Here is a 26,480-nt window from a genome sequence, read left to right as displayed (position 1 = left end):
CACTTTGCATTCTTGCGAAAAAGATATTGAGGATAGCGTACCAGATAATGGTGAATCACAAAAAATATGATCCAAACATAGCTTTTCCAGCTTAGAAATTTGACAAAAGCTAATAACAGGCATCCCGTTATGCTTTTGAACGGGACCTCCTAAATTCACAACGTGCATAGAAACAATGGCTCTTTGTCTCTCGTTCTACTGCCTTATCGTTCTACTCTGTGGCGCCGATATATTTTCACTGCTCCTAAACGGATTGATATCTAAGCCGCCACGGCGGGTATAACGGGCGAAGACGGTAAGCGTTTGGGGTTGGCAAAATTCGATGATGTCGGTAAATATACGTTCAACACACTGTTCGTGAAATTCATTGTGCATGCGAAACGAAATGATGTAAGCCAACAGCGTTTTATGATCGATTTGCTTGCCCGTGTAGCTAATATAAACACTGCCCCAGTCAGGCTGGTTGGTGATTAAACAGTTCGACTTCAATAAATGACTCACCAAGTGTTCACTCACGATGTCTTTGCTATCTTTGGAATCTTTGGCGATTGCAGCGCTTAAAATATCACGGTTAAATTGATAATTATCAACGTTGAGCTCTAGATCATCGATTTTGACCGCTGCTGAGTTAGCAATAGCAAGTGCAGGGCAGTCATCCACCGGATAAAGGCTAACCTTTACTGCGGCCTCAGCAGTGTTACTGAGATCTTTTATCAAGCTAGCCTGAACCTCTTGCCAACTGGCAAAGCGAGTTTGATTATAACTGTTTAAATACAATTTAAATGATTTTGACTCGATTAAATTGGTGCTGGTGCAGGGCACTCTAAATTCGGCAACGGCGACAACGGGTTTGCCATTAGGCTCTAACCAGGATAATTCATAGCCATACCACACATCTTCGCCAAAAAATGGCAAATTATCAGCAAGTTGCAAATCATCTCTATTTAACGAGCGCGGCACGCCTTGCAACAATTGTGGGGCGTATTCACTGGTGTAGTCAGTGCGTTTCCCTAACAATAAAGATTTTAATTCATCGGCATTTTGGTAATGTGTCATATAAGGTTTTGCTTACTTTGATTTAAACGATTGGTATACTAATTAGCATACTTAAAAAAATATAGGCGTATTTTACCCGATGAAGAATAAAGAACAAAGTCTTGGCGAAATAATTCGCCAGTTTAGTGACAAATTTATTGCCCAACAGCTACAGCAAACGGGAAAATTACCTAGCGTTGAACATGATGATGACTGGCCGTCGCCATGCGAAACCGGTGCTATTGATGGCGATGGCTTTATCAGTTGGCAGCCGGTGAAAATGGATGAGACCTTTGATTTTAAAAACGTTGAGCAAGCATTGTCATTAACAATTCACCCAGACGTGCATCAATATTTCAGTCACATCTATTCGGAAGCCATTCCGGCAACGTGCAGCGAGGGCAATTTAGAATTGCTGTTTGCCTGGAACAAAGCCGATTATGAGCGGTTGCAACAAAACATTATCGGCCATTTGCTGATGAAACAAAAACTCAAGCAAAAAGAGACGATATTTTTTGCGGTAACCGATGAAGAAGACATCAATTTGGTTGTCAAGAATGACAGCGGTGAAGTCTGGGTTGAACCGGTGGGCTGTGAGCCAAGTAAGTTTATTGCCAACAATTTGATCGAATTTATCGAAAGCCTTGAGTTTTAAATTTACTGTAAGTTGCTTACAAGACTACTTTAAACGGGCTTTCAATAAGTGAATTTCTGCAACTAATGGTGCGATAGCCTGAGAAATTAATTGCTCAACTTCGGCTTTCGTTAGTACATCACCTGTGGTTTTATCCGTCTTTGGTTTGATGTCCGGTGCGGTGCTGGTATCGGCGATAGCGGGATTGCTTTGCCAGATTTGTAAGCCTTTAATAATTTGCGCCAATGGCAGAGACTGGCTCAACCTTGCCTTTATTAACGCAACCGATGGGGTTTTGTGCTCTGCTGCCAGTGCGGCGGCTATTTGGTAAATTTCGTGATTCTGATTCATTTTTAGTCAATAGTTGTTAAATTGCATAAATAATAGCGAAAATAACTAATCATGTCATCAGTAAAAACATGAGAAAATAATAAAACCTAATAAATACAGCTAGTTACAAAATTGGCCCGCCGATTGCTTTGTTAATGGCAGGTTACAAACTTAACGAATAATACTCATTCAATCAATATTTTGAACATTCATAAGAGAGAAAAAATAATGAAAAAATCTTTAGCTGCTTTAATGCTTATCGCACCATTAACTTTAGGGTTAACTGGCTGTATTGTGGTTGCTGATGGCGATGGTGATTTTGACCGCTATGTTAGCGATCATGAAGACAGAGAATATGAAAACCGTAAAAAAATGGCGCGTCTGGTAACTGGTATGTCTTTTAACGACGCGCAAGATCATTTTGGAGTGCCAGATTTTAACGAAAGTTATGAAAAAGGCGGTGAAACCATTCAAGTGTTGTATTACCGCACCAATCGTAAACACGGTGATGGCATGACGACCAAAGACGAATGTACGCCTTTAGTATTTAAAGACAGCAAGTTAGTAAGCTGGGGCGAAAGCGCATACAAACAGCTTTAATCAACTTGCTATAATGTCAAACTTATAATTTTATCTAATGCTGGTTTCTCCCTGAACCAGCATTAATTTTTTAAACAGCCAACACTGCTACCGCAACATACTGTCCAATACATCGACTACTTCACTCCAATCTGAATCTTGAGTAATTGCCTCGGTTAAAAAATTAGCCTGCGATTGGTTCCAAAAACTGGCATCGGCCAATTTGGTACAGTCTGATAAGCCTTTATGCTCTGTGATAAACATTTCAATGGTGTGTTTATTATTATCCAGGCCAAGTTGAGCAAATAACCCGGCCAAATTGTGTGCTGATAAATCCACGGTAAACCTCTTAATGTGTCTGATCTAATTTTAGTATAGTTGTGATCTGAAAATTGCCTAGCTATGGAATTAAATTACTCAAACTCAGTAAATTGAGGCAATTGCGCTAGCAGCATAAAAAATGAGCAACATTGTTTGACTTAAAATCAATTTAATTGCTATTGTGGTTTTCCAGCGTAGCAATCAGTGCCTAAAAACAGTACCTAAAAAAATAATAAAACGGGCTAATTGCAATCATAACAATAATAAATTACTAAAATAGTAGTGCTGCGAACAGTTGAAAATTGCAATAAAAGTTATAAAGGGCGAGTTATGAATGATGTAAAAATTGCTGCTGATGTCGACATCAGGGCAGCGTATTTAACTGCACCAGAGTTGAAGCTTGCGGCTTCACTTATTTATCAGGCGTATCATGATGACCCGGTATTTATCGATATATTTAATACTGGCACTGGTGATTATGAACAAAAACTCAGAGCCTCTATTCGTGAAGAGCTCGCCGCATTTTGGCAGGCTAAACAGCCTATACTAGGAATTTACCTGGGCGAAGCCTTAGTCGGTGTTGCTTGTTTGCACATGCCCGCATCGGGCTTTGGCTCCGACAGGTTTTGGCACTGGCGCTTAAAAATGATGTTAAGTGCTGGCTTTGTAAGTACCAAACAAATGATCCTAAAAGAAGAACAGATCATTGCTGCGGTGCCGATGCAACGTTTTCATATCTTATCGTTTATAGCCATTCATCCTTTACATCAACACCATGGCTTTGGCCATTACTTGTTGGCTGCGGTAAATACCGTGCTAGACGATGAACCTGAAAGTGAAGGCTTGGCAATTTATGTGACCTCTGACAAATACAAAGAATTCTTCAAAGAATGTGACTATGAGGTATTAACCGAAATTTCCGTTGGTAATGTAACCGGGCCGTTAATGGTGCACTATCGTGAGAATTAGCCGTGAGAATTAGCCGTGATAATTAGGCGTGTCCAATAACCGACAAAAGTAACGGATAAACTTAATTGAAAGTCTTGAGCATTCATTCAAGGTAAAGTTATGAGCGATAAACAATATCAAAGCTTTAAACAATTTTACCCTTTTTATTTAAGCCAACATCGAAATGCTGTTTGTCGAGCATTGCATTATCTTGGCAGTGTTTTGGTGTTAATGATGTTGGCGTACGCCACTTATAGCCAACAATACCTGTTATTGTGGATCTTAGCTGTTATTGGCGACTGGGTCATGCTGTTCGATTTTTTAACCGGCAAAAAGCACCATTAAGCCGATGCACTACAAATCACATCTTATCCACTAAATTTCTTGATCTAAATTAACTTTGTTTTATCTGTTTTGATAAAAATTTGTATTTTCACTTTAAAGATGTAAAATACATGCATCTTTTGGTTGTTAATGATGAATACAGTAAATGCATATTACTCGATACACAGATTATTCGTTGCGGGTGTTAATTTATTTAGCCATAAATTCGTCGCAGTTAGCGACCATCAATGACATCGCTAAAAGTTACAATATCTCGAAAAACCACCTGATGAAAATTGTTCAGCAACTCAATATCAAAGGCTACTTATTAGCGACTCGTGGTAAAAATGGTGGCATTAAACTTAACCGTTTAGCTGCGCAAATAAACATTGGCACTTTGGTTCGCGAGTTAGAAGATTCTAATAAGCTGGTGGAATGTTTTGGCGATAACAATCAGTGTGTAATTACCGCCAGTTGCCAGCTAAAACAAGTGTTTGCCCAAGCTCAACAAAGCTTTTATCAAACCTTAGACCGATACACTCTCGCCGATCTCATTGACTCGGACCAGAAAACAGAAATAGGCGACATACTGGCAATCAATGTTGCCTAAATAACTCTCCTTTAACAGGACTATCAACATGATAAACATAGCAAATGCTAACAACTCAGACGCTGAAAAAGCCGACAAACCGATGGCATTTTTCGAACTCGCGTTTCGCCCATTCTTTTTATGCGCTTCATTTTTTAGCATTATTAGTTTGATAATTTGGAGCGCACTGTTAAATGGTAGCGTTGCAATCAATGTCTATGGTGGCGCGCTATGGTGGCATAAGCATGAAATGTTATTTGGTTTTGTCAGCGCAATTATCGTCGGCTTTTTATTAACCGCAGTGCAAAACTGGACTGGCGTGCGCAGTTTAAACGGCCGTGCTTTGTTTGCCTTATTTGCCCTCTGGTTGTTTGCCAGGGTGGCCTTTCTCTTGCCTGATATTATGCCGCAATGGTTAATTACTGTGGCCGACATCATGTTTTTGCCACTCGCTGCCGTGGCACTTGCTTATCCTATTATCAAAGTGAAACTTTGGCGCAACTTAATGTTTATTCCGATATTGCTGATCATGACGTTAATAAACATTAGTATGCATTACTCCATAATTTCGCAATCAATGCAATTTATGAGTACTGCCAGTATCACTATGGTTCTGCTTATCACTTTGATCATGACCCTTATGGGCGGCAGAGTGTTTCCGATGTTTACCGCCAATGGCACTCAAACCCGGCGGGTTAATGCCATTGCCTGGTTGGAAAAGCTGGTCATCATTTCCACTCTGCTGGCGTTAATCAGTAGCTTCAACATTATTGAATTACCGGCAATGCTTAGTGCGGTTATCTTTTTTGTTGCCGCAATAGCACATGCTGCTAGAGCACTGCGCTGGCGCATATGGGTTACGTTAAAAACCCCATTGGTTTGGTCATTACATTTGAGTTATTGGTGCATCGCCCTGGGGTTGTTTTTATTCGCTCTGGCTGAGATAACCACCTGGGTAAGTCAATCACAGGCCATTCACTTATTGACGGTAGGCGCCATGGCGACGATGATTTTATCCATGGTATCACGTGTCTCATTAGGCCATAGCGGCAGGGCGATAGTGGCCAGTAAAGTCATGACCTTTGCTTTTGTGGCGATAATCTTGGCCGCCGTTGTCCGAGTGTTTGGCAACTATGTTGTTGCCGATTATAGTCAGGTAATTAACGCTGCTGTTGTGTTGTGGACTATTGCTTATGGCAGTTTCGTGGTTATTTATTTACCAATACTCACGCAACCCAAGGCCGGCTAATTAGTTAGCTTGCTGTTGCGTTGTTTTTTTATACCAAGTTGATTAAAAATGAGCCGATGTTTAATCGAAGTTGTATCACATAAGGTTTAGTGCTGAATATGAGTTCTATCGAATCAAGCAACACCCTGGCGATATTTCCCCGCAGTTGGAGTCAACAAAATGCGGGCCGGGTACCTGGCAACATTCCTATTTGGGTGGGTATCCTGTCAGAATTAACCGAGTTTGGTATTTTTTTTACCGCCTATTTTATTGCAAAATTTAACTACCCTGAGGTCTTTGCTTCGGGACCGCTGAGCTTAAACACGACCATCGGGGTTAGTAACACCGTTATTTTGTTGGCCAGTAGTTTTTTTATGGCGAAAGCCATGAGCAACGTGCGCCGCGACGACTATAAAAAATGTGAACGCTACCTTTGGTATACCTTTATCTGTGCCTGTATGTATTTATCCTTTAAAAGCTATGAGTTTTATTGGAACGATTTGCAAGGCTTCAGTACCAAAACCAATGAGTTTTTTACCGTTTATTATTACATGACGTTCAACCACTTTTTACACGTAGGTTGGGCCGCTTGTGCCATTTTGTGGGTGATTTTCAGATTGCGCAGTGGCGCTTATTCTGCCAAAGAGCACTCAGGCCTTGAAGCCTTGGCCGTTTATTGGCATATGATCGATTTAATGTGGATTTTAATATTCCCATTACTGTACGTTTTACGATAGGAACAAGAGCATGAAACGTTTTGGAAAGCTTGAATATTACTTTGCCGCATTAATCACGATTACGTTCAGTAACACCATCTTGGGTGAGGGTTTTGATTCGACCGCTTTTATCACTATCTTTGTGGCGTTAACGGTAATGTATAAAGGCCTGGTGGTTATTGATCACTTTATGGAATTAAAGGAAGCGAATCGCTATTTGCGCATGATGATGCGCACCTATTTCTTCTTTTTTCCATCGTTGATTATCTTGAGTACGATGTTTTAACGTTGTCACTGGCAACTAAACTGTAAAGGGTCTGATAAATCAGACCCTTGTTTCATCGATAAGCTAACATCTTGGTTACACTGCGTTGCTGGTGGGCTCGTCTTCAATAGAACTTTGCTCTTTCGTCTCTACAATGGTATCAGCACCAGGAAGAACCGCATTTAAAAACAACGCAATTACCGAACCGGTAGTAATGCCAGAGGCAAGAATGATTTTTAGAAACTCGGGTAAGTGACTTAATAGTTCAGGACGAACCGTTACCGCCATGCCAGCGCCAATACTTACCGCGATAATAATACCGTTTCTTTTGGTATGCTGAGTGTGAGATAAAATATTTACCCCGGCGGTGATTATCATGGCAAACATAACTAAGCCTGCACCACCAAGAACAGGCAGTGGAATCGCGACCACCAATGCTCCGATGATTGGAAATAACCCGGCAAGAACCAACATTGCGCCAGTAATGGCAACCACATAACGACTTGCTACGCCAGTCATGCCAACAATACCAACATTTTGTGAGAAAGAAGAGAAAGGCGTCGTAGAGAATAATGATGCTAAAGCTGAACCTAACCCATCACATAATATGCCGCTAGATAATTTCTTTCCGGTTAATTTAGTTTTTGTCACATTCGATAGCGCTAAGAAATCACCGGTAGATTCGACTATTGTCACTAAATAGGCAATAGACATACCGATAATGCCACTAATTGGAAAACTTAAACCAAAATGAAAAGGGCTCGGCAAAGCAAGTAATGGAGAATCTTGTACGGGTTTAAAATCGACCAAACCTAAGGCTACACAGACCACAAACCCCACTGCCATACCGATTACAACGGCAGCAGCCGATAAAATACCTTTACCGAACATAGAGAGTGCAATAACCGTTGCTAACACAAGCATACCTATTGCTAAATTAGGCAGTGATGCATAACCCTCTTGTCCTACTTGACCTCCGGCAAACCAATCAACTGCAACAGGAATTAAGGACAGACCAATCAAAGTAACAACCGTGCCGGTAACTATCGGTGGAAAAAACTTCCGAATCATCGGCATAAAAAAGCTACCAATAATCATCACCAGGGATGCCACTAAAGCAGAGCCTAAAATTCCCGCAACTCCGTGTTCAAAGCCAATAGCGATGGAAACGCCGACAAAGGTAAAGCTGGTCCCCATAACACAAGGCAGTCGAATGCCAACGGGACCAACCCCTTTACACTGGATCATAGTCACCACACCCGAAACAAGCATCGCCGCGTTAACTAATACAACAATATCTTCTACCGGCAGACCCAAAACGCCACCCACGACTAATGGCACAGTTATTATTGCGCCCAGAGCGGCAAGTAAATGCTGAGCGGCGAGCAATATCGATGTACCTACCGGGGGCTTATCTTCAACTTTATATAAAATTTCCAAAATACATTCCTATTTTTTATCTGTTTTAGCGGCGTGTCAAAATAATGTTGTTACAATTTTGTTAATAAATCGTTCACTCGATACTTGCATAAACTTGACTCTTGTGTCAATTAACTGGTGTTGGAATATAGCTTTCTACGATTTCACATTATGAAATAATTAAACACGTTTGATACAGCAAGATAGTAGAGAACATTAGGGTAATTATGCTTCAGCACGACCCTGAACGTGGTAATGAAACTGGTAACTTCACTATTAACGGAGTATAAATAGCCAGGCATACAGGAGATTGATTTTGAGATTAAGTTAAATCTCAAGAATATTTTGGTGAAAGACAATCTCGTTTCGAATGACGATTTTCACAAATTTTTAATGATAGGCTGTTTTGCTATAAACTTTGTGAGATATGTCTTACAAAGGTGTGAGAAAAACCTGATATTCGTTGTTTCTATCGCTTACATAAAAGCAGCAGGCCCTATAACTAAAGGCCTGTACAGCGATCACTTTAAAATAGCATAAGTTTGCTGTATTTTTTTGCTGAAAACCGACTTGGTAAAAGTGAATATTTTGTTAATATTTGTCTTGTCAGGAGACATTGGGTTCAGGATGAACCGGCAAGGAAGCAACATTTTAGTTTATTGCCAGTGACGGCGATAATTAAAGGGAAGCTCGCTATACGCAACGGATTTGTCTATTGTTTAAAATTGGATTTTTATCATATAGCTTAATGCCATCAGGATGAGGCATTTAGGGAAGAACGCAGGAAGTAGAAGGATAGATGGACTTATTATCGCTGGGGGCAGTGATTAACGGACTAAATAGAGCTCTAATTCAGGCAGGAAGCTTAAGCAAATGATGAATAGGACACTATATAGTGTCCTATTTTTTTTGTTGGCGGGGTTTTATCCTCGCATTATATCCGGCCGTACCAAATACTTTATCGTATTCCCCGTTGGCGAGGTTTTAACCTCGCGAAATTCTAACAGCACTTCTCGATATATTTGATCTTTCCTAGATATGCACCATAATTTTTAACTAGGGAATTTGTTTGCAATTAGAGATGGAATTTATGCAAAGACACTTCTACATTTGTGATGACATCGATGAATTGAAGCTAGTCACGGCTGAGCTTGAAAACCACGGCTTCACCAAACCTCAAATTCACCTTATTTCAAAAGATCAGGGTACTCATCACCTAGAGACCTTTATGCCGGTAAAAGATGAAATTTTTAGCTCTTTGTTACGTGGCGAATACGGCTTATTGATTGCGTTATCAGTCATTGTAGGTATTGCAATATTGAGTTATTTATTGGCTTTTACGTTATTTTTAATGGTTTGGTGCGCAGTTTCTACCATCGTATTATTTTTTGTTTTTATCATGAAACCGGATAGCAGTTTGATCATTAACACCCGCAGCAATGTCAATCCTGAATTGATCAAAGAAGAAATTGAATCCGGCAAATATGTATTACTGGTGGAACTGGGCTCTCGGCAAGTTAGAGAATTAAAAAAAGTAGTGGTGAAACACCCTGAGCTGAAGGTTGCTGGCAATCATGAAATCTTTTTAGGTTAACTTTTAAGTAACACAAACCTATCTGTTTCGCCTGTTTTTGGTGACCTGTCTTTATGTGAAAAAAACAGATTTTTTAGTGAAATCAAAATTTATTCTTTGTTACTATAAATAAACAGCACCTTAAGGTATGCTGATTTCCGATAAATTAAAATTGATACTAAAAAGGTAAGTCAGCGTGAGTGTTCATAGTCATCTTATTCAGGAAACAGTAAATGGTATATTAGCGTCGTTGGTCGACTTTTCTGATGATAGTACCGTTTATTTGAAAGATAATACCCTGGCAAAAAAACTCAATGTTAGCCGAACTACGATTCGAACTGCATTAGCTGAATTGGAAAAGAAAGGTATTATTACCATTGAAGGTTCGCAAAAACAGGTAGTTAGAGCGCCACAAGCAAGTGATTATTTTGATACCAGCAATAGTGTCTCGTCGAAAGAAGAAATCATCGAAAAGTACTTCCTCAACCTAATTCATCACGGTAAACTTTTACCTGGAGACAAATTCTCTGAGCTCGAACTGGCCAAGTCATCAGGTTGCAACACCATTACCGTAAGAGAGTTTTTGATCAAGTTCTCGCGATTTGGTCTGATCGATAAGAGTCCCAGAGCAAAATGGCAAATGGTTGAATTTGATGAAAAATTTGCGCTAGAACTGATTGAGTTCCGTCGCATTCTGGAAATGAGCTCAATTACCAAATTGCTGTCGACTGCTCAACGTGATGAGGTTTGGCAAGAGTTGTCACTATTACTGGACAAGCATAATGAGGTTCTTGCCGATGTGGAGAACCGTTATACCGAGCTTAGTGAGTTAGACCGAGAGTTTCATTTCATCATTCAACGAGCTTCTGAAAATCGTTTTTTTATGCAATTTTTTGATGTGGTATCTTTAATTTGTCACTACCATTATCAATGGGACAAAGGTGATGAGTTAGAGCGTAATGTTGTTGCCCTAGAAGAACATATAGAGATAATCACGCAGTTGCTGGCACACAATACTTCTGGTGTGATTGCCGCTATGGAAACGCACTTAAATACGGCGAAGGAAACCCTGTTGCGGTCGGTGCACGGACTGAAGTAATTCGTTAAACCAACCATTAAAAAATACCTCAGTAATCTGAAGTGAACCCCAATAGTTGGACATCCACTTACTGGGGACTTTTTACTTATGCTGTCGACTCGAATCAGACACCTAGTTTCGCTTTGCCAGTTGCGCAAGTAAACGTTTTGCCATAGGTAATGCCGAGGCAGGGTTTTGTCCAGTGATTAATCGTCTGTCAACCACAACATGAACCTGATTCTTGCCTTTAGCGCTATATAAACCGCCTACATCAGCAATTTTATCTTCGAGTAAGAACGGATAGTTGTTTCTTGCCCAGCTGCCTTCTTCAATATTGGCTTTTGCGGTAAGCTTTTTACCAGCGATTAACCGTTGACCATTGGCAAGCGTGACATTGATTAATGCTGCCGGCCCATGGCAATCGGCCGATACGATACCGCCTGCTTCATAAATATCTCGGGTAATTGCCATCGCTTGCTTATTGTTTACTAAATCAAACATAGGCCCGGAACCCCCGGCAAAATATACGGCTAAATATGCTGTTGCGACCACTGCTGATAAGGGTTTTGTTTGTTGCAATTGCTGCTTTAAATCTGCATTGTTAAACCAGTTCTGCTGCTCTTTTGATAACCTGGATACACCTCTGGCATAACCGTCACCACCGAGTGGGCTGGCAATATCTATGGCATAGCCGGCATCGGCTAACAACCGATATGGCTCTAATACTTCAGGTAGCCAAAACCCGTGTTGATCGCTGGAAATGATGATTAATATTTTTCCCTGCTTTGCTAGTACTTGGGTTTGCGCTTGTACATTATTGCTTAAGGCACTGTTGGCAAAAGTAAAAGTGCTAAAAAAATACAGTAGTAGCGGCCAAATATAGTGTTGAAATTGTCGATAATCTTTACCAATAGCGGTGTGTAAAAATGCCTTCATCAGTTACTCCATAATTTATTGTTTAGGTGTTGCTTAGAGCAGAGTAAATAAACACGGCAAAAAAGTAATGAAAGTGAGGTGATTATTAAGCTGTAGTTAGGATTAAGTTGTGACCAAGTTGTGACTGGCATCGTTGCAGCCAAGTAGGGCGTTGATTTTGTTACAAATGAATCCGTTATTTGGCATATATATAGCTTAATAACTAAATTAAAGTGCAGTACTATAGTTAGCAAGCTGATCAACAATATTAATAACAAGCCTGGAACATACTTTGCGCTATTTGCAGTTCAACGACATTTGTATCGATACTCATAATCAACAGCTCTATCGCGGTGAAGAAACCATTGATTTAGCACCTAAAGTGTATGAGCTATTAGTGTTTTTTTGTCAAAATAGTCAACGATTGATCAGCAAAGATGAATTAATGGAATGCGTCTGGACCGGGACCATAGTGACCGAAAATGCTATTAGCCGCACCCTGGTGAAAGTCAGAAAAGTATTAGCAGATGAGCCGAAAAACCCACAGTTTATTATTACCGTACCGCGCAAGGGCTATCGTATGGTTGCCGAGTTTAGCGCCACTGATGAAATGTTAAACACTTTCAATAATGAGTCATTGCCACAAGCCAACAACATCAGCAATAATATCAGTAATAAACCCCAAGAACGGGTAACTCAGTCGACTAATCTCGAGAAAAATACACCAGCGCCAAGCGTAACTAATAAGCATAAGACACATCTCTTGATTATCTTTATGGTGTTAACGCTCTCGATCATTTTCTATGCATTGAAATTTGACTCTACCACAGTAGTACAAACCAAAGCCTTCAAACCGTTGACTCGGCAAGTGGGGATTGAACTTTATCCTGCCGTTTCTCCCAATGCGGCTATGGTTGCTTACACGAAAGAATCGTTGAGTAAAAAGCGGCATATCAACATTGAAAATTTAAGCAATCACTCTCACCAATCGATCAGCCATGCACAGGCCAATATCAGTAGACCAATTTGGTCCCCGACCACAGACAAACTGGCATTTTTGTATCAACATAATAACGTTTGTATGATTTATTGGGGCGAGACTGGTAAGTTAGCCAATAGTGACAATTGGCAGCCGATCAGCGAATGCAGTCGCAATAGTAATCCGTATTTTGTCTTTTCACCTGACGGTAAGTACCTTTATTTTAATGATCGCCAGTCTAAGACTCACGGTTATCAAGTTTTTCGAGTGAATTTGTCTAATAATGAAAAAGATATCATTAACCAGCCGATCACCCGTGGCAGGGGCAATTACAGTTTTGACATATCCCCTAATGGCGAAAGCTTAGTGCTGCTCAATAGCGAATTTGCCCCGCAAACTCGCATTTACACGTTAGACATTGCCAGCAGCACCTTAACGCAAACGATACAATTGCCTTATCTGATGCGCTCAGTCATTTGGCACCATGATAACAACAGCATCATTCACCCCTCACCCCATCCTGCCTTTGAGATATGGCAAAGCAGTCTTGCCGGGCAAAAGCTTGCGGTGCTGGCGAGTAATACTTCACGGATTAAGCAGGTTTCACGAATTAATAATGGCGAAGATTATGCGTTTGTCTCTTACTTATTGAATCGAGATATTCATTATCGTGAGCTAATATCAGCTAACTTGGAACCTCAATCGCAACCACAACAAATCGTGTTAGACAACTCAACGGTGATGGATTATTTACCCGCATTGGCAAATAATTCTTCGCAATACGCCTTCGTGTCAAAGCGTTCAACCACGGCGGAAGTTTATTTATCAAATTTATCGAGCAATAACAGCTCACAGCTGACCTTTTTTAATGATCCGGTAAAGCTCTATCAACTCGCGTTTTCAGCCAATGACAGCCAGTTAATGATTTTAGCCGATAATCAAATCTTTATCGCTGAATTGAGTTCAGCAAACATCAGGCTGCTGCCGCTGGATAATATCGCCATTGCCGGCGCGAGTTGGCAAGATGAAGATAATCTGATTTTTTCCACCATCAAAAATAATGATTGGCAGCTGATGCGTTATAACATTAGCAATAATAAACTGGCATCTCTGCCATCAGGTTACCAAGGCGGACTGTACTCGGCGATAGATCAAAATTACTATTTTATTGCCAATGACAGTGGCCAAGTGCTGCAATTTTCATCCTTAAATACTGAGCCGCAACCAATTGCCTTATCTTGCCAGCCAAGCTTTATCGACAGGAAGCTAAATTTAAAGCTCACCGATAAAGGCTTAGTGTGTTTATCAAATGAAAAAGCCCCGGGCTTACGAGAATATTCTTTTCAATCAAAAGCCGTAGATGGATGGACACAAAGCCCGGTAAACAGTGATTTTGACAGCAATAATAACGGCGTGATCTTCACTCAGTTAACTCAGTCTGCTTCGGATATTATGCGAACAACTAGCGACTACAATTAGCTCATTCGATGAATTTTTGCGGCGGGGTGATACATCGCTAATAACGAACTGAATGGTCAGTAGACGGTTGCCTTTATACCTTGTTTGTCGGTACAGTTGCTATATTCAAGTAGGAGATACTTATGATTGTTCGTGATAAACCCAATGCATTACAGCTGTTTTTTGTTATTCGTGGCTCCGTGGTGCCGCTTATTCTGCCGCAGATAATTTTTGTCACCTTGCTTGGCGTGGCAGTTGCCGCTGCTCAATATTATTACCCTTCGATATTTCCCGATTTTACCCTGGCGCCTTTGGCTTTATTGGGGCTTGCATTATCGCTATTTCTTGGCTTTAGAAACAATGCCTGTTATGACCGTTGGTGGGAAGCTCGTAAGCAATGGGGACAGCTAATTGTAGACTCCCGCAGCTTATCTCGTCAGGTAACCTCTTACATTGACGGTAAGGCGGAGGGGGGCGCTGAAGTTCAAAGACGCATGGTATATCTGACCATTGCCTTTAATCATGCACTAAGGCATCAGTTGAGAAAATCAGATCCCTGGGACGATATAGGAAAATATGTCGAAGCAGAAGACATTGAACCGCTGCGTCAATCTCAGAATCTGGCAGATTGTTTATTGCGCCTGATGGGGCGAAAGCTGGGAACCTGCCGACACAAAAAGCTGCTGTCAGATTTTTTACTGCAGAGCCTCGACGATCACATTACCTCAATGGGCTCGGTTCAGGCAGCATGCGAGCGCATTCAGAACACGCCATTGCCGTTTGCATATATGTTACTGGTGCAGCGCACGGCATACCTTTACTGTTTTATCTTACCCTTTGGCATCGTCGCTTCTCAGGGCCTGGTCACTCCGTTATTTTGCGCCATCGTTGCCTACACCTTTTTTGGCCTCGATGCTTTGAGTGAAGAGTTAGAAGAACCATTTGGCTTATCAACCAACGACTTAGCTTTGAGTGCGATGACCCGTACCACTGAGATCAACTTGTTAGAAGTTCTGGGCGAGACCGAGTTGCCGCAAGCAATCCAACCGCAAAAGGGGCGACTGGAATAATGTGTTAACCTCACCAGCTGAACAGCCGTCATTGTGAATGACTGAAAGGTAAATATATGGTCGCAATAGCGCCAATTTTGTCTACTCGATTGCTAATGGTTAAATCGCCGCCGTGGTTGCTAATGATTTGTCGACTTAGCACCAGGCCAATGCCGCTGCCATCGGTTTTGGTGGTATAAAAGGGCACAAACAAGTTATCCACATTATTAATGCCGCTGCCTTCATCGGTTATTTTGATTTCGATGGCGTCAGCTTTGTGTTGCCATGAAACCGCAATGATCCCGTCGGGAACATCTACCATCGCTTGCTGAGCATTTTTAATTAAATTAACCAATACTTGTTGCAGTTGACTTTCGTCCGCATAAATATCAAACGGCTCACCATTAAACTGAATATTGTCTTGCTCGAACAGCAACGCCATGGAGCTCAGCAAAGGTTGCAGCGCAAATAGGCTTTTATCGGGTACCGGTAATCGACTGAGTTGTTGATAGCGCTGCAGAAAAATATTCAGCGAATTGGCACGTTCAGTGATAACCAACAAGCCTTCTTGCAAGTCGGCAACCAATTCAGCATTACTCTCTGTCAAAGTGCGGTCTGTCAAAGTGCGGCCTGTCAAAGTGCGGTCTGCCAAAGTGCTATCAGCCAAAGCGCTATCGTTTGCCAGTAAGCGAGTTAGGGTTTCACTAATAGAAGCTATTGGTGCCAGAGAATTGTTGATTTCATGACTTAATACGCGTAATAACTTTTGCCATGCTTGTCGTTCTTCCTCACGCAACAGGTTTTGTATATCGGTAATAAAAATAAGTTGTTGTTTAATACCCTTTTCAAAATACTCATCGGTATGAATAAAGACTTTTTTCTTATGTTCTTTGATTTCAAATTCAATTACTTTTCGATGTTCACCAGATAAAATATCTTGCAGTCCTAAGGTGTTAATCGGCCAGCCTTGCATTTGCTCAAATCGACAGCTAAACAGCTTTTCCGCGCTTGGATTCATTAAGCTGATACTGCCTTTATTATCGACGGCAATAATGGCGACATCGATTTGGGCAATCACCTTGTATAGTAGTACCTGTTTTTCTTTGCTGATTAATTGTTGTTCAGCCAGGGCGCTTGAGAGCTGATTAAATACCTGATTATATTCATTTAAAGCGCCTGTTGCAGCCTCCTGATGGGCACGCAGAGAATGATCACCAGCTTGCATGGCGGTGATTAGGTTGGCTGATGTTCTCAACTGAAAAATGACTTTTTGACGAATAGTAAATGCACAATAAAACACGCTGACTAACACAAAAAACAGCAACATGATTTTTAAATACAGTGATAATTCATGGGCATATAAGGCATAAAATAAAAATACCGTTGGCAATAAACCGGTAAACAACGCCAGCCGCAACAATTTGTTTTCAAAACTTATGTCCCGGTTAGCTTTATTATTTTTCATCATGGTATTAAAGGTTGTGCTTCTCTAAACGTCGATAATAAGAGCTTCTACTCAAGCCCAGTGAATCTGCGGTTTTATGACAGTCATGCTGAAAACGTGATAAACGCTCAATTATAATATGCTTTTCAATGGCATCCAGGCTGGCGTTACTGATGTCAAAATTCGCAGTTTTATCGTTATTACTCGGTTGTTGCCAACCAAGATCGCTAAGATTTATCCGCTGATCTTGGCTGAGAAAAATAGCGCGCTCCATCATATGACTCAGTTCGCGAATATTTCCCGGCCAGGCATAATTGTTTAAAGCAAACACCGCCTCCTCTGAAAGCGTTTGTTCAGGCAGGCGGTATTTCTTGGCGTACAATGATAAAAAGTGCTGCGCCAGCGGCATAATATCGTCAACCCGTTCCCTTAATGCTGGAATGTTGATTTCAATGGTATTTAACCGATACAGCAGGTCTTGACGAAACTTGCCCTGGCTAATTAACTGCTCTAATGCGGCATTGGTTGCTGACACCAGGCGAACATCAATTTGTTGAGTTTTAGAACTGCCTACTTTTTCAAAGCGACGTTCTTCTAATACTCTTAATAACTTGGCTTGTTGAGAAAGCGGAATGTTGGCTATTTCATCCAAAAATATCGTCCCGCCTTCAGCCAGTTCAAAACGTCCGATACGGTTTTCTTTGGCATCGGTGAATGCCCCTTTTACGTGACCAAACATTTCACTTTCAAACAAACTTTCACTGATCGCACCCATGTTCACCGAAATGAAGCTGTTACTGGTACGCATCGAGCAATGGTGCAAATAGTCGGCGAACATGCTTTTGCCGGTGCCATTTTCACCGGTAAATAATATATTCATGTCGCTGTGAGCCAGTTTTTCCAGTTGAGCCAACAACTGCTGCATCACTAACGATTGAGCAATAATATTTGTGCTCGGCGTTGTCGCTTGGGCTTTTAATAAGGCATTTTCTTGCGCGAGTTTAAATCCTTTCTTTTCAATTTGTTGAATATGAATTTGGGCTTGTAAAATGGTTAATAATCTATCGTTGCCCCAAGGTTTTTGGACAAAGTCAGACGCTCCTAGTTTCATCGCCTCGACGGCGATATCGACACTGCCATAGCCTGTCATCACCACAATAGGCAAAGATTCGTCAAGCGTCCGTATTTCGCGGATAAGTTGCAGCCCCTCCCGGCCTGAGGTGGTATCTTTTTGATAATTTAAATCCATTAAAATAACGGAAAAATCATTTAGCTTTAACTCTTGCAGTAATGCCGCTGGCGAAGTGACCGCAGTTACCAGATAATTTTCCGCCTTTAATAATAACTTTAACGCGGTAATAACCCGGGTATCATCATCGGCAATAAGCACAGAGGGTTTTATTTTGTTCATTAAGGTAAGCAAACTCCACTAGATAACGGTGCGTTACTTACTTAACTTCAGTAACTAAGTAACGCAACGTTGATACTAGATAATATTAAAGAATATTCAGTTAAAGTTCTAGGTTAATCGTGGTGCAGGGCGAAACTCGGCTCCATCAATACCACTTTCCGGGTCGGTACATAAGTCGCAAACAACACCATAATAATAATTAACAGCGGAATGCCGAACAAGCCAATAACATAACTCGCGTCATTGATCACCAAAGTATCGGTCATACTGTTCACCACCCAAAGTGATATTGCCACGCCAATAGAAAGGCCAATGAGTAATTGACTGACCGCCTGGGTTAAAAATAACCGCATGATATTGTTATCGCTGGCGCCTAATGCTCTACGCACACCTATTTCTTGTGTACGTTGCGTTATGCCATTGGCAGCAACCGCATAAATTCCGCTGGCAGCCAAAAATACCGCTATCACGCCACACAATAAGAATACTTTACTGATCGCCGACACCAAGATCATCGGTTGGGCAATTAAATCGTCATAACTTTGCAGGTGATAGGACGTCACATTATCATCAACGTTATTAATTGCTTGTTGCAGCGATTTTTGTGCCAACGCTTGCTGGCCTACATAGTGTATGGCGATATCAATTCGGCTACGACCTATGGTATCCAACAGATAATATGAAGTGTAGGTTTCACTCGAGGTTTTCATTGCTGAGCCATGGAATGTATCAGAAACCACACCGATTATGGTTAGCCAGTCGCCCTGTCTGTTTTCACCAATACGTCGAACTCTATGACCAACCGCGTCACCGTCAGGAAAAAATTCTTTCGCTATCGACTCATTAATAATGATCGTTGCCTCTGTTGCGCTAATATCTCTATGGTCAAAATCTCGGCCCTGGATCACTTTCATGCCAATTGCACGCCAGGAATCTCGAGCAACCACCTCACTATTACTCGCGGGATTTTCGTTATACACTAACGCCGCTCTGCCTTCTATTTCAAAATAACTGGCCCCTTCACCGGTGCCGGGTAAACTGCTCATAAAGCTAACAGCTTCAATGTTTGGCATCTGCTCCAATTCAGTTTTTAACTTGTAGTAAACTGCGGTGCGATTTAAGGTATCGCTGTCTTGGTGTTCGGTGCCATATCTAATTTTATAATTTTCGCTAGGAAGCTCTATAGTGGCGGTGATCCTGTTTTGAGTTTCCACCCCATAATCGGCCCGACCGGCGGAATAACTGGAGGCTAATAATATGGTCGCAATAACCAACACCACACAAGAAAGGAAAATCTCACTGATCACCAATGCCTTACTGGCGTTTGCCGCTTTTTTCCCTTGTGCACCACGGGTACCATCTCTTAATACCGCATTGAAATCGCCGGATAATGCGCGCCACGCCGGGATCAAACCGGTAATGGCTATCATCATGATCACCGCAATAATAAGCACCAGAATTGCATCGCTATCTAATGTTACATGCCACCAGAAAGGTTTTTGCTGATTCACCGCATACATCTGTTCAAATACCGAGTTACTCAGCTCCAGTCCCCATCCGGCCAGTAAAATGGCGATAAAACCACCAACAGTGCAAATGAAAATACTTTCCCATAACATTTGTAATATTAAACGTTTACGTGGCACACCTAAGGCGACTCGAATGGCAATCTCTTTAAAGCGTTCGTTTACTCGAGCGAGCAATAAATTTCCCACATTGATACAAGCGAGCAAAAGAATAAGAAAAACAACGACAAACATAGTGATAAAAATAGAATAAAACTGGGGTATGCTGGCCTTCTTAAACGGTAGGGTTACTAAATACCCGCCATCGACCGAACGTCGCCACAACATATTTTCAGGCAGACTTTCAACAATACTTTTATTTAATACCGACAACTTGTGCTCAAAAGTGGAAAAATCGGCATTGTCTTTTAAATGCGCGTAAGCATAAAAACGCTCACGAGTGCGAACGGTTGGCGTCAGATAGTTTTGCTCAATAGGATGCCAGGTTTGTGCCGTGGCCGGAAAGGCAAAACCCTCTGGCATTACGCCAATAATTCGAGTGGCAATCGCATCCGCCATTATCACAGAGCCAACGACATCTTCTTTTGCCAAGAAATAGTCTTGCCATACTTGATGGCTTAAGACCATAACCGGCTCTGCCCCCTCAAAATGGTCTTCAGGGGTAAAGCCTCGACCTAATATGGGCTGTACACCGGCAAATTCAAATACATTCCACTCAATAAACGCGGCGTTGAACTTTCGAGTCCCGGTATTATTATCTGGCTTGCCAATTAAAGCCGTGCCTTCAATGTAAATGCCAAAATCTTGTAAATCGTCCATTTCGTTTCTTACCCGCAGTAAATCAAAGGGATCGACCCCAATACGGTATAAGTGGCTTTCATTAAACTCACCTTCTATCGAAATAACCGGTTTATCGTTGTTAAGCACTAAAGGCTTAAACACTAAGCTACTCAGCAACGAATAGGTATATAACGTTAACCCTAAGCCGATTGCGACAATCAGCACGGTTAGTACGGTAAAAACCGGTTTTTTATGTAGCAGCCTTGCGGCATATTTTATATCTAGAGAAATAGACACCAAAAAATCCTCTTATCAAATCTAATTGTTTGCACTAACAGATATCATACGGCTATCGCCGCTGTTATTTCAGTACTTTGATCGGCGACGATTTTGCCGTCAAAAACCTCAATCATGCGCTGTGCGCGAGCAGCCGAGCGAGGGTCATGAGTTACCATGCAAATCGTTGCGCCTTCACGGTGGAGCTCATCGAGTAAGGCCATGACAATTTGAGCATTTTTTGAATCTAAATTTCCGGTTGGTTCATCGGCCAGAATAATCGAGGGTTTACCCGATATGGCGCGAGCAACGGCAACGCGTTGTTGCTGGCCACCGGAAAGTTGTGACGGAAAATGATTGGCTCGGTGTAACATATCAACTTTTTCTAATGAATCACCTACCATTGCTCCGCGTTGTTGAGCCGTAAGGTCGGTTCGATAAGTTAACGGCAGCTCAACATTTTCCGCGACACTCAAATCGCTAATTAAATTAAATGACTGAAAGATAAAACCTATTTCTTTATTACGAATTTTTGACCTATCATCGCGATTTAAACTTGAGACATCATGTCCTGCTAATTGGTAGCTACCGCTGTTTGCAGTATCAAGCAGGCCTAGCAATGACAATAGGGTAGACTTGCCACAACCTGATGGTCCGGTAATTGACAGATACTCTCCCTTATTTATGGTCAAATTAATATTATTCAGAGCATGTGTTTCCACGTCATCAGTGAAAAACACCTTTTTAATATCACCAAGTTCGACCAGTGGTTGCTGATCAGCCACTATATTGTTGTTCATAACTTTCTCCTAATTTAGTCTTATTATTGAGTGTTGTTCCCAAGCGGATATATCTGACACAATAATGTTTTCACCGGCATTAAGTCCGGCTTGTATTTGAATATATTTTGTCGACGTTTGCCCAAACTTGACGATTTTCTTGTTGGCTACTTCGCCATCTTTATCTAACAAATACACCGTGGCTTCGCTAAAACCGTTAGCAAACATCGGTCGTTTGACAAATAAAGTATCACTAATGCGGGCGATTTCTATGACCCCATCCACGGTCAAATCTGGCCGTGCTTCCTTTGGTGTATTGCCGATTAAATCAACATCAACTTGTACTGAGCCGTTGGTTACGGCAGGATCAATACGCGTTACCACGCCTTGTATTTTACTGGTACGGGTATCCACGATGACAGTTTGGCCAAGCACAACATCCTTAATTTGCTTTTCCGGTATGCGTAACTCGGCAAAAAATTCGCCGTTTCGTGCCAGTCGCGCCAAATTTGTGCCCGGGCTAACTTGCTGACCTAACTCCATTGGCATCACCTGGACTATACTATCCATAGTCGCCCGCACCTTTAGGCCATCTACCTGTTCCTGAAAGCGTTGCAAAATTCGGCGCATTCTGTGGACTTTGGCTTGATAGGCTTGACGTTGTGCCACCAGGGTTTCCTGCTTTTTGGCCAATCGTTTAATTTCCAATTGCCACCTTTGTTCAAACTGGGCGACTTCAATTTCAACTTCCGCATGATCAATTTTTGATACTGCGACAACGCCTTGATCTAGCAGCTTTTTTTGTGCATTAAAGGTTAATGATGCTCTTTCATGGTTTAGCCTTTCATTAATGACTGCAGCTTCTTGATCTAATAACTGTGACTCCAGAGCGACTTCTTGCGCCTGGGTTTCGGCAATCATTTCTTCCAACTGCCATTTGGTTTCTTCTAATTGCTGCACTAACAAAGGATTGGTTAATTCTAATAACAAATCGCCTGTTTTGACCTGGGCGCCAGCTTTGGTAAAAATACGCTCAACTCGGCCCTCAACATTCGTTGCCACCCAGCGGATATCTTTAGGCGCTAACACCCCGGTACCACGTACCGAGATGTTGAGTTCACCGCGTTGTACCGCGCCAATAAGTAAAGAATCTTTAGCAACAAGGAAAGCGCCATTGCTTTGCTTCGATATAAAAGTCAGTACCAAGCAGAGCATCATGATCAGGGTAAGAATACCCAGTGTTTTTTTGCTCCATTTAGTGTTCTTTTTTTCTCTGACTATATCCATAAATAAATTTTACCATTAAACATTTGTAAATCTAATGCAGCAATGTCCATGCCAATTGAAAATATTCATTTAATATCAAGTGGTTAAGTATTTATATGATTTGGCATAGAAAAATAATCTCGATATCGAGATAGGACAGAGTAAGGCAAATCTCGATATCGAGATAATCCCAAGAAAATTACGGGTTGTTTGGATAAATATAAGTGTTATCAATCCGTGTAAACAATTGCTTTAGCTTGATTTTTATACCATTCATCGATTAGTTCTTCTCAGCAAACCAGCAATACGTTAGTTTTGATTGGTATAAATCATTTAAAAGAACAATTTAGGGAGCAATTTATGGAAAGACTATTTAAATCAATATCGGCCATGCTACTCACCATTTCACTGAGTGCGCATGCCACTGAGCTAACCCTGGCGGCAGATAAAGATGTTGAGTTAAAAGCCGATTATTATCAGAGTGTACAAAATAGTAACCGTGCGGTGTTGATGTTGCACCAATGCAATTACAACCGAACCATGTACAACGACATTGGTCAGCAACTGGCTGAGCAGGGTATACATGCTTTAAGTTTAGATTTTCGTGGTTTTGGTGAGAGTGTAAATGCACAGTTTGATGTAAAAAAAGTTCAGGCATTACCCAGAGAACAGCGAAGAGAAGCATGGCAAGCGATGTCGGCCCAATGGCCAGATGATGTACAACTGGCCTACGATTATTTGAAAAGTAACATGGCCGCAAATGGCGTTATAGGTGTTATCGGTGCAAGTTGTGGTGGCTCACAGGCGATCACCCTGGCGGAAAATAACCCGATAAATGCCATTAGCTTTTTTTCATCCGGGCAAAGTGATGAAAATATCGATCGCTATAAAACCGCGCTGGCGAATAAGCCAACACTGATTATTGCCGCTGAAGAAGATACCCGCACATACCAAAGTGCGAAGAAATTATTTGCCACAACCACCAATGCGAACAGTAAGTTTATTGGCTATAAAGGCGGGGACCATGGCTACCCTTTACTCGATAAAGATGCTCACTTAGCCAGCAGCATCGTTAACTGGCTGGATAGTCAGTTAACGAAGTAACATGGTTAACTGTTATTTAGTTTATATTTCGAGCATTTGTTGTGTTGCGGCTATTAAATGATGCTTAGTGTTAGGCTCTATAGAAGCATGTCCAGAAGCTTCGCTGGCAATGAGGGTGGAATTGGGTAATTGCTGATGCAGTAACCAGGCATTATCAAACGGGCAAACTATGTCATAGCGGCCATGAACGATCACGGTTGGAATGTTTTCAATTTTGTCGCAATTGGCTAAAATTTCATTGGGCTTTAAAAAGCAATCATTCACCATGAAGTGTGCCTCATGTCGGGCCAATGTCCATGCCGATTTATCTCCGGTGGCGGCATCAACAAATGCTTGATCTGGAATTAAGGTGCAGCAGCGAATCTCCCAGATGCTCCAGGCTTTTGCCACTTTCATTGCCAGAGCTTTATCATCACCCGTCATCAGGTTATAGGCCGTATGTACACCTGGTTGCGACTCTCCTGCAGGTAGAGCGGATAAATATTCTTGCCAGTAATCGGGAAAAATACGGGTTGCACCACCACCCGAAAATGTCCAGTTAGTATCAATGTCACGGGCCAAAAATATACCTCGTAACACTAGGCTGATAACACTATTAGCATGTGTCTGGGCATAAACTAATGCCAGGGTAGAGCCCCAGGAACCGCCAAAAACATGCCATTGTTCGATGTTCAAATGTTGTCTGATTTGTTCAATGTCGCTCACCAGGTGCGAAGTATCATTGTTATCTAAACAGCCATGCGGGTGAGAACGGCCACAGCCGCGTTGATCAAATAAAATAATTCGATATTTTTCGGGATCAAAAAAACGTCTGTCGTTGGTACTACAACCGGCTCCTGGGCCGCCATGAATAAAGAGAATAGGTTGGCCATCGGGGTTGCCACATTGTTCAACGTAAATTTTGTGCTGCTCATCCACGGCTAGTAAGAAGTCGTTAAAAGGAGATATTTCTGGGTAAAATTCATTCATAAGTTTGCTCTAGGGATAATATTATTACAAATAAACCGCATCATCTAAGCGACGGCTTCTACTTTTTCGATATCAGCATTGTCTATTTTCGGCAAGCGTTTCTTAAACTCTCGTCTTAACAAATAAAAGCTCACAACGGCTTGTATACACACGGTAGTTACCGATAAGTACCAAATTTGTTCAATTTGAAAATCATCGCTTCTCGATAACCAAAGCGCTGGCACAACAAAAACTAACACCCGGGTTGCTGTGCTGATTAACGCCGGCCAGGTATTACCCAGTGACTGGAATAAGCCCGAGCAAGTAAACACCAAACCCGAAGGAACAAAGTTCCAGCAGATGATTTGTAAAAATACGCTGCTGATCAGCAGAACTTCGGCATCCGTTGAGAAACCTTGAATAAGCCATTGTGATTGGCTTAAACACACCAGGGTTAATATTGCCATCAGAGAGCAGGTTAATATGGCCGACCATTTAAATGTTTCTCTGACTCGGTCATATTTTTGCGCGCCAAAGTTTTGTCCGGCTATCGCCGGCGCGGCAAAGGCTAAGGCCATTGCCGGTAAAAATAGTGACTGCATAACCCGGGAACCTAAACCAAAGCCAGCTTGCGCGTTGGCGCCAAAGTGTTGAATAAGCCAATAGATGGTAGCCATATAGGCAAACATTAAAAAGAACTCACCACCAGCGGGAAAACCGATGCCGAGGATCTTTTTCAAACATTGGCTGTTTGGCCGCCACAGTGAAAAATCTACACTGATATATTTTTCGGCTTTGATAAAGTAATAGCAAAGAAGGATAACGGCGAAGACTACCGATATTGAGCTGGCAAATCCTGCACCAGCGATACCCATCGCGTACCCTGTGCCCCAACCGGAAATTAATATCGGGGACAATATGATGTTGATAATGATAGACACAGTCGAAATTATCATCGTTGGTTTGACGATACCGGTGCCGCGCAGGGCCGCACTGATCGCAACCATCAAAAATTGTAACGCCATACAGGGAATAAACCACTGCAGGTATTCTAAGCCCGCGGCAATGGTAGCGGAGTCTTGTGATACGACACTTAGGTAACGCTCGGCGTTTAAATAGCCAATGACACAGACTATTACGCCAACAATGGTGGAGATCATCATTGACTGATTAAAGGTTAAATTCGCATCATCTTGATCTTTTCTGCCGACGGCGTGAGAAATTAAGGTTGCGGTGCCAACGTTTAATATCTGGGTTAAGGCAAAAATTAGAAACATCGCATTTCCCGCCAGACTTAACCCGGCTAATGCCGTACCACCGAGTTTGCCAACGAAATACAGATCGACTAAAAAATACAGTGTTTGCACAAACATACCTACCATCATAGGGATGGCCATGCTAATTAAATGCCTGGGAATTGAGCCTTGCGTCAGATCTTTCATTAATGTTAAATCAGTTATTCAGTGGTTAAGTTTGAATGGCGTAGCATACAACAAATGAAGTGCT

At 41.7% G+C, this 26,480-nt stretch carries 25 protein-coding genes; 13 read left to right on the top strand and 12 right to left on the bottom strand.

All coding sequences use genetic code 11. The features are described from left to right. Positions 1–195: 195 nt before the first annotated feature. Positions 196–1,056 (bottom strand): NADPH-dependent 7-cyano-7-deazaguanine reductase QueF, encoded by an 861-nt coding sequence (queF, locus tag ND16A_RS04685; RefSeq protein WP_033078554.1) that lies wholly within the window; start codon positions 1,054–1,056, stop codon positions 196–198. 79 nt (positions 1,057–1,135) lie between these two features. Here queF and syd point away from each other — a divergent pair, with 79 nt between their 5' ends. Beyond that, complete coding sequence (gene syd / locus ND16A_RS04690) at positions 1,136–1,690, top strand: SecY-interacting protein (protein WP_033078553.1); 555 nt, start codon at positions 1,136–1,138, stop codon at positions 1,688–1,690. A 24-nt stretch (positions 1,691–1,714) separates the two neighbouring features. Here syd and ND16A_RS04695 read toward each other — a convergent pair whose 3' ends face one another. Continuing rightward, positions 1,715–2,020: a hypothetical protein gene (locus tag ND16A_RS04695; RefSeq protein WP_033078552.1), complete on the bottom strand. Its 306-nt coding sequence runs from the start codon at positions 2,018–2,020 to the stop codon at positions 1,715–1,717. 207 nt (positions 2,021–2,227) lie between these two features. Between ND16A_RS04695 and ND16A_RS04700 the strand changes: the two genes are divergently transcribed. Further along, a complete protein-coding gene (locus ND16A_RS04700; protein ID WP_033078551.1) occupies positions 2,228–2,599 on the top strand; it encodes a DUF3192 domain-containing protein in 372 nt (123 codons plus the stop codon). An 87-nt stretch (positions 2,600–2,686) separates the two neighbouring features. On the opposite strand, the gene ND16A_RS04705 is transcribed toward ND16A_RS04700, so the two are convergent. Further along, complete coding sequence (locus tag ND16A_RS04705) at positions 2,687–2,917, bottom strand: DUF2789 family protein (RefSeq protein WP_033078550.1); 231 nt, start codon at positions 2,915–2,917, stop codon at positions 2,687–2,689. 312 nt (positions 2,918–3,229) lie between these two features. Here ND16A_RS04705 and ND16A_RS04710 point away from each other — a divergent pair, with 312 nt between their 5' ends. The 6 genes from ND16A_RS04710 (at position 3,230) to ND16A_RS04735 (ending at position 6,990) form a co-directional block, all read left to right on the top strand. Continuing rightward, complete coding sequence (locus ND16A_RS04710) at positions 3,230–3,868, top strand: N-acetyltransferase (RefSeq protein ID WP_033078549.1); 639 nt, start codon at positions 3,230–3,232, stop codon at positions 3,866–3,868. 99 nt (positions 3,869–3,967) lie between these two features. After that, positions 3,968–4,192, top strand: coding sequence for a DUF962 domain-containing protein (locus ND16A_RS04715; RefSeq protein ID WP_033078548.1), 225 nt, complete (start codon positions 3,968–3,970; stop codon positions 4,190–4,192). Between the two features lie 145 nt (positions 4,193–4,337). Then, on the top strand, positions 4,338–4,781 hold the full coding sequence (locus tag ND16A_RS04720) for an RrF2 family transcriptional regulator (protein ID WP_033078547.1): 444 nt from the start codon (positions 4,338–4,340) through the stop codon (positions 4,779–4,781). Between the two features lie 28 nt (positions 4,782–4,809). Then, positions 4,810–6,009: an NnrS family protein gene (locus ND16A_RS04725; RefSeq protein ID WP_033078546.1), complete on the top strand. Its 1,200-nt coding sequence runs from the start codon at positions 4,810–4,812 to the stop codon at positions 6,007–6,009. A gap of 98 nt (positions 6,010–6,107) precedes the next feature. Beyond that, entirely contained in the window at positions 6,108–6,725 is a 618-nt protein-coding gene (locus ND16A_RS04730) for a cytochrome c oxidase subunit 3 family protein (RefSeq protein ID WP_033078545.1), read from the top strand. A 10-nt stretch (positions 6,726–6,735) separates the two neighbouring features. After that, the gene (locus ND16A_RS04735) at positions 6,736–6,990 is read left to right on the top strand and encodes a cytochrome C oxidase subunit IV family protein (RefSeq protein WP_033078544.1); all 255 of its coding nucleotides are present in this window, start codon (positions 6,736–6,738) and stop codon (positions 6,988–6,990) included. A 75-nt stretch (positions 6,991–7,065) separates the two neighbouring features. Here the strand turns inward: ND16A_RS04735 and ND16A_RS04740 are convergent, their stop codons facing one another. Further along, the gene (locus tag ND16A_RS04740; protein WP_033078543.1) at positions 7,066–8,409 is read right to left on the bottom strand and encodes a nucleobase:cation symporter-2 family protein; all 1,344 of its coding nucleotides are present in this window, start codon (positions 8,407–8,409) and stop codon (positions 7,066–7,068) included. A gap of 1,048 nt (positions 8,410–9,457) precedes the next feature. Between ND16A_RS04740 and ND16A_RS20380 the strand changes: the two genes are divergently transcribed. Together ND16A_RS20380 and ND16A_RS04745 are read left to right on the top strand one after the other, a co-directional pair. Next, positions 9,458–9,982 (top strand): hypothetical protein, encoded by a 525-nt coding sequence (locus ND16A_RS20380; protein ID WP_152593904.1) that lies wholly within the window; start codon positions 9,458–9,460, stop codon positions 9,980–9,982. A gap of 175 nt (positions 9,983–10,157) precedes the next feature. Then, complete coding sequence (locus ND16A_RS04745; protein ID WP_052073231.1) at positions 10,158–11,060, top strand: GntR family transcriptional regulator; 903 nt, start codon at positions 10,158–10,160, stop codon at positions 11,058–11,060. Positions 11,061–11,171: 111 nt separating this feature from the next. Here the strand turns inward: ND16A_RS04745 and ND16A_RS0119540 are convergent, their stop codons facing one another. Beyond that, positions 11,172–11,975, bottom strand: a complete 804-nt coding sequence (locus ND16A_RS0119540; protein WP_052073230.1) for a type 1 glutamine amidotransferase domain-containing protein — start codon at positions 11,973–11,975, stop codon at positions 11,172–11,174. A 271-nt stretch (positions 11,976–12,246) separates the two neighbouring features. Between ND16A_RS0119540 and ND16A_RS04750 the strand changes: the two genes are divergently transcribed. Together ND16A_RS04750 and ND16A_RS04755 are read left to right on the top strand one after the other, a co-directional pair. After that, positions 12,247–14,412: a winged helix-turn-helix domain-containing protein gene (locus ND16A_RS04750; RefSeq protein ID WP_052073229.1), complete on the top strand. Its 2,166-nt coding sequence runs from the start codon at positions 12,247–12,249 to the stop codon at positions 14,410–14,412. A 122-nt stretch (positions 14,413–14,534) separates the two neighbouring features. After that, positions 14,535–15,461: a bestrophin family protein gene (locus tag ND16A_RS04755; RefSeq protein WP_033078540.1), complete on the top strand. Its 927-nt coding sequence runs from the start codon at positions 14,535–14,537 to the stop codon at positions 15,459–15,461. Between the two features lie 28 nt (positions 15,462–15,489). Here the strand turns inward: ND16A_RS04755 and ND16A_RS04760 are convergent, their stop codons facing one another. The 5 genes from ND16A_RS04760 to ND16A_RS04780 form a co-directional block, all read right to left on the bottom strand. Continuing rightward, entirely contained in the window at positions 15,490–16,908 is a 1,419-nt protein-coding gene (locus ND16A_RS04760; protein ID WP_033078539.1) for a sensor histidine kinase, read from the bottom strand. 4 nt (positions 16,909–16,912) lie between these two features. Continuing rightward, positions 16,913–18,295 carry a sigma-54-dependent transcriptional regulator gene (locus ND16A_RS04765; protein ID WP_033078538.1) on the bottom strand — a complete coding sequence of 461 codons (1,383 nt, stop codon included), beginning with the start codon at positions 18,293–18,295 and terminating at the stop codon, positions 16,913–16,915. A 113-nt stretch (positions 18,296–18,408) separates the two neighbouring features. Further along, positions 18,409–20,898, bottom strand: a complete 2,490-nt coding sequence (locus ND16A_RS04770; protein WP_033078537.1) for an FtsX-like permease family protein — start codon at positions 20,896–20,898, stop codon at positions 18,409–18,411. 44 nt (positions 20,899–20,942) lie between these two features. Then, positions 20,943–21,677 (bottom strand): ABC transporter ATP-binding protein, encoded by a 735-nt coding sequence (locus ND16A_RS04775; protein ID WP_033078536.1) that lies wholly within the window; start codon positions 21,675–21,677, stop codon positions 20,943–20,945. Positions 21,678–21,686: 9 nt separating this feature from the next. Then, complete coding sequence (locus tag ND16A_RS04780; protein WP_033078535.1) at positions 21,687–22,943, bottom strand: efflux RND transporter periplasmic adaptor subunit; 1,257 nt, start codon at positions 22,941–22,943, stop codon at positions 21,687–21,689. A 339-nt stretch (positions 22,944–23,282) separates the two neighbouring features. On the opposite strand from ND16A_RS04780, the gene ND16A_RS04785 reads away from it, so the two are divergent. Further along, a complete protein-coding gene (locus ND16A_RS04785) occupies positions 23,283–24,026 on the top strand; it encodes a dienelactone hydrolase family protein (protein WP_033078534.1) in 744 nt (247 codons plus the stop codon). Between the two features lie 21 nt (positions 24,027–24,047). Here ND16A_RS04785 and pip read toward each other — a convergent pair whose 3' ends face one another. Together pip and ND16A_RS04795 are read right to left on the bottom strand one after the other, a co-directional pair. Continuing rightward, the gene (gene pip, locus ND16A_RS04790) at positions 24,048–24,995 is read right to left on the bottom strand and encodes a prolyl aminopeptidase (protein WP_033078533.1); all 948 of its coding nucleotides are present in this window, start codon (positions 24,993–24,995) and stop codon (positions 24,048–24,050) included. Between the two features lie 44 nt (positions 24,996–25,039). Further along, the gene (locus tag ND16A_RS04795) at positions 25,040–26,416 is read right to left on the bottom strand and encodes an MATE family efflux transporter (RefSeq protein ID WP_200880850.1); all 1,377 of its coding nucleotides are present in this window, start codon (positions 26,414–26,416) and stop codon (positions 25,040–25,042) included. Between the last annotated feature and the right edge of the window lie 64 nt (positions 26,417–26,480).

This window comes from Thalassotalea sp. ND16A (assembly GCF_000764205.1).
Lineage (GTDB): Bacteria > Pseudomonadota > Gammaproteobacteria > Enterobacterales > Alteromonadaceae > Thalassotalea_A.
Note: the sequence above shows the minus strand (reverse complement) of the source record. Positions and strands in the feature narration are given on the sequence as shown.

Bases quoted from the DNA above. Each gene is read 5' to 3' on its own strand.
- queF (WP_033078554.1), bottom strand. From the start codon at position 1,056: ATGACACATTACCAAAATGCCGATGAATTAAAATCTTTATTGTTAGGG.
- syd (WP_033078553.1), top strand. From the start codon at position 1,136: ATGAAGAATAAAGAACAAAGTCTTGGCGAAATAATTCGCCAGTTTAGT.
- ND16A_RS04695 (WP_033078552.1), bottom strand. From the start codon at position 2,020: ATGAATCAGAATCACGAAATTTACCAAATAGCCGCCGCACTGGCAGCA.
- ND16A_RS04700 (WP_033078551.1), top strand. From the start codon at position 2,228: ATGAAAAAATCTTTAGCTGCTTTAATGCTTATCGCACCATTAACTTTA.
- ND16A_RS04710 (WP_033078549.1), top strand. From the start codon at position 3,230: ATGAATGATGTAAAAATTGCTGCTGATGTCGACATCAGGGCAGCGTAT.
- ND16A_RS04715 (WP_033078548.1), top strand. From the start codon at position 3,968: ATGAGCGATAAACAATATCAAAGCTTTAAACAATTTTACCCTTTTTAT.
- ND16A_RS04720 (WP_033078547.1), top strand. From the start codon at position 4,338: ATGCATATTACTCGATACACAGATTATTCGTTGCGGGTGTTAATTTAT.
- ND16A_RS04725 (WP_033078546.1), top strand. From the start codon at position 4,810: ATGATAAACATAGCAAATGCTAACAACTCAGACGCTGAAAAAGCCGAC.
- ND16A_RS04730 (WP_033078545.1), top strand. From the start codon at position 6,108: ATGAGTTCTATCGAATCAAGCAACACCCTGGCGATATTTCCCCGCAGT.
- ND16A_RS04735 (WP_033078544.1), top strand. From the start codon at position 6,736: ATGAAACGTTTTGGAAAGCTTGAATATTACTTTGCCGCATTAATCACG.
- ND16A_RS0119540 (WP_052073230.1), bottom strand. From the start codon at position 11,975: ATGAAGGCATTTTTACACACCGCTATTGGTAAAGATTATCGACAATTT.
- ND16A_RS04755 (WP_033078540.1), top strand. From the start codon at position 14,535: ATGATTGTTCGTGATAAACCCAATGCATTACAGCTGTTTTTTGTTATT.
- ND16A_RS04760 (WP_033078539.1), bottom strand. From the start codon at position 16,908: ATGATGAAAAATAATAAAGCTAACCGGGACATAAGTTTTGAAAACAAA.
- ND16A_RS04765 (WP_033078538.1), bottom strand. From the start codon at position 18,295: ATGAACAAAATAAAACCCTCTGTGCTTATTGCCGATGATGATACCCGG.
- ND16A_RS04775 (WP_033078536.1), bottom strand. From the start codon at position 21,677: ATGAACAACAATATAGTGGCTGATCAGCAACCACTGGTCGAACTTGGT.
- ND16A_RS04780 (WP_033078535.1), bottom strand. From the start codon at position 22,943: ATGGATATAGTCAGAGAAAAAAAGAACACTAAATGGAGCAAAAAAACA.
- ND16A_RS04785 (WP_033078534.1), top strand. From the start codon at position 23,283: ATGGAAAGACTATTTAAATCAATATCGGCCATGCTACTCACCATTTCA.
- pip (WP_033078533.1), bottom strand. From the start codon at position 24,995: ATGAATGAATTTTACCCAGAAATATCTCCTTTTAACGACTTCTTACTA.
- ND16A_RS04795 (WP_200880850.1), bottom strand. From the start codon at position 26,416: ATGAAAGATCTGACGCAAGGCTCAATTCCCAGGCATTTAATTAGCATG.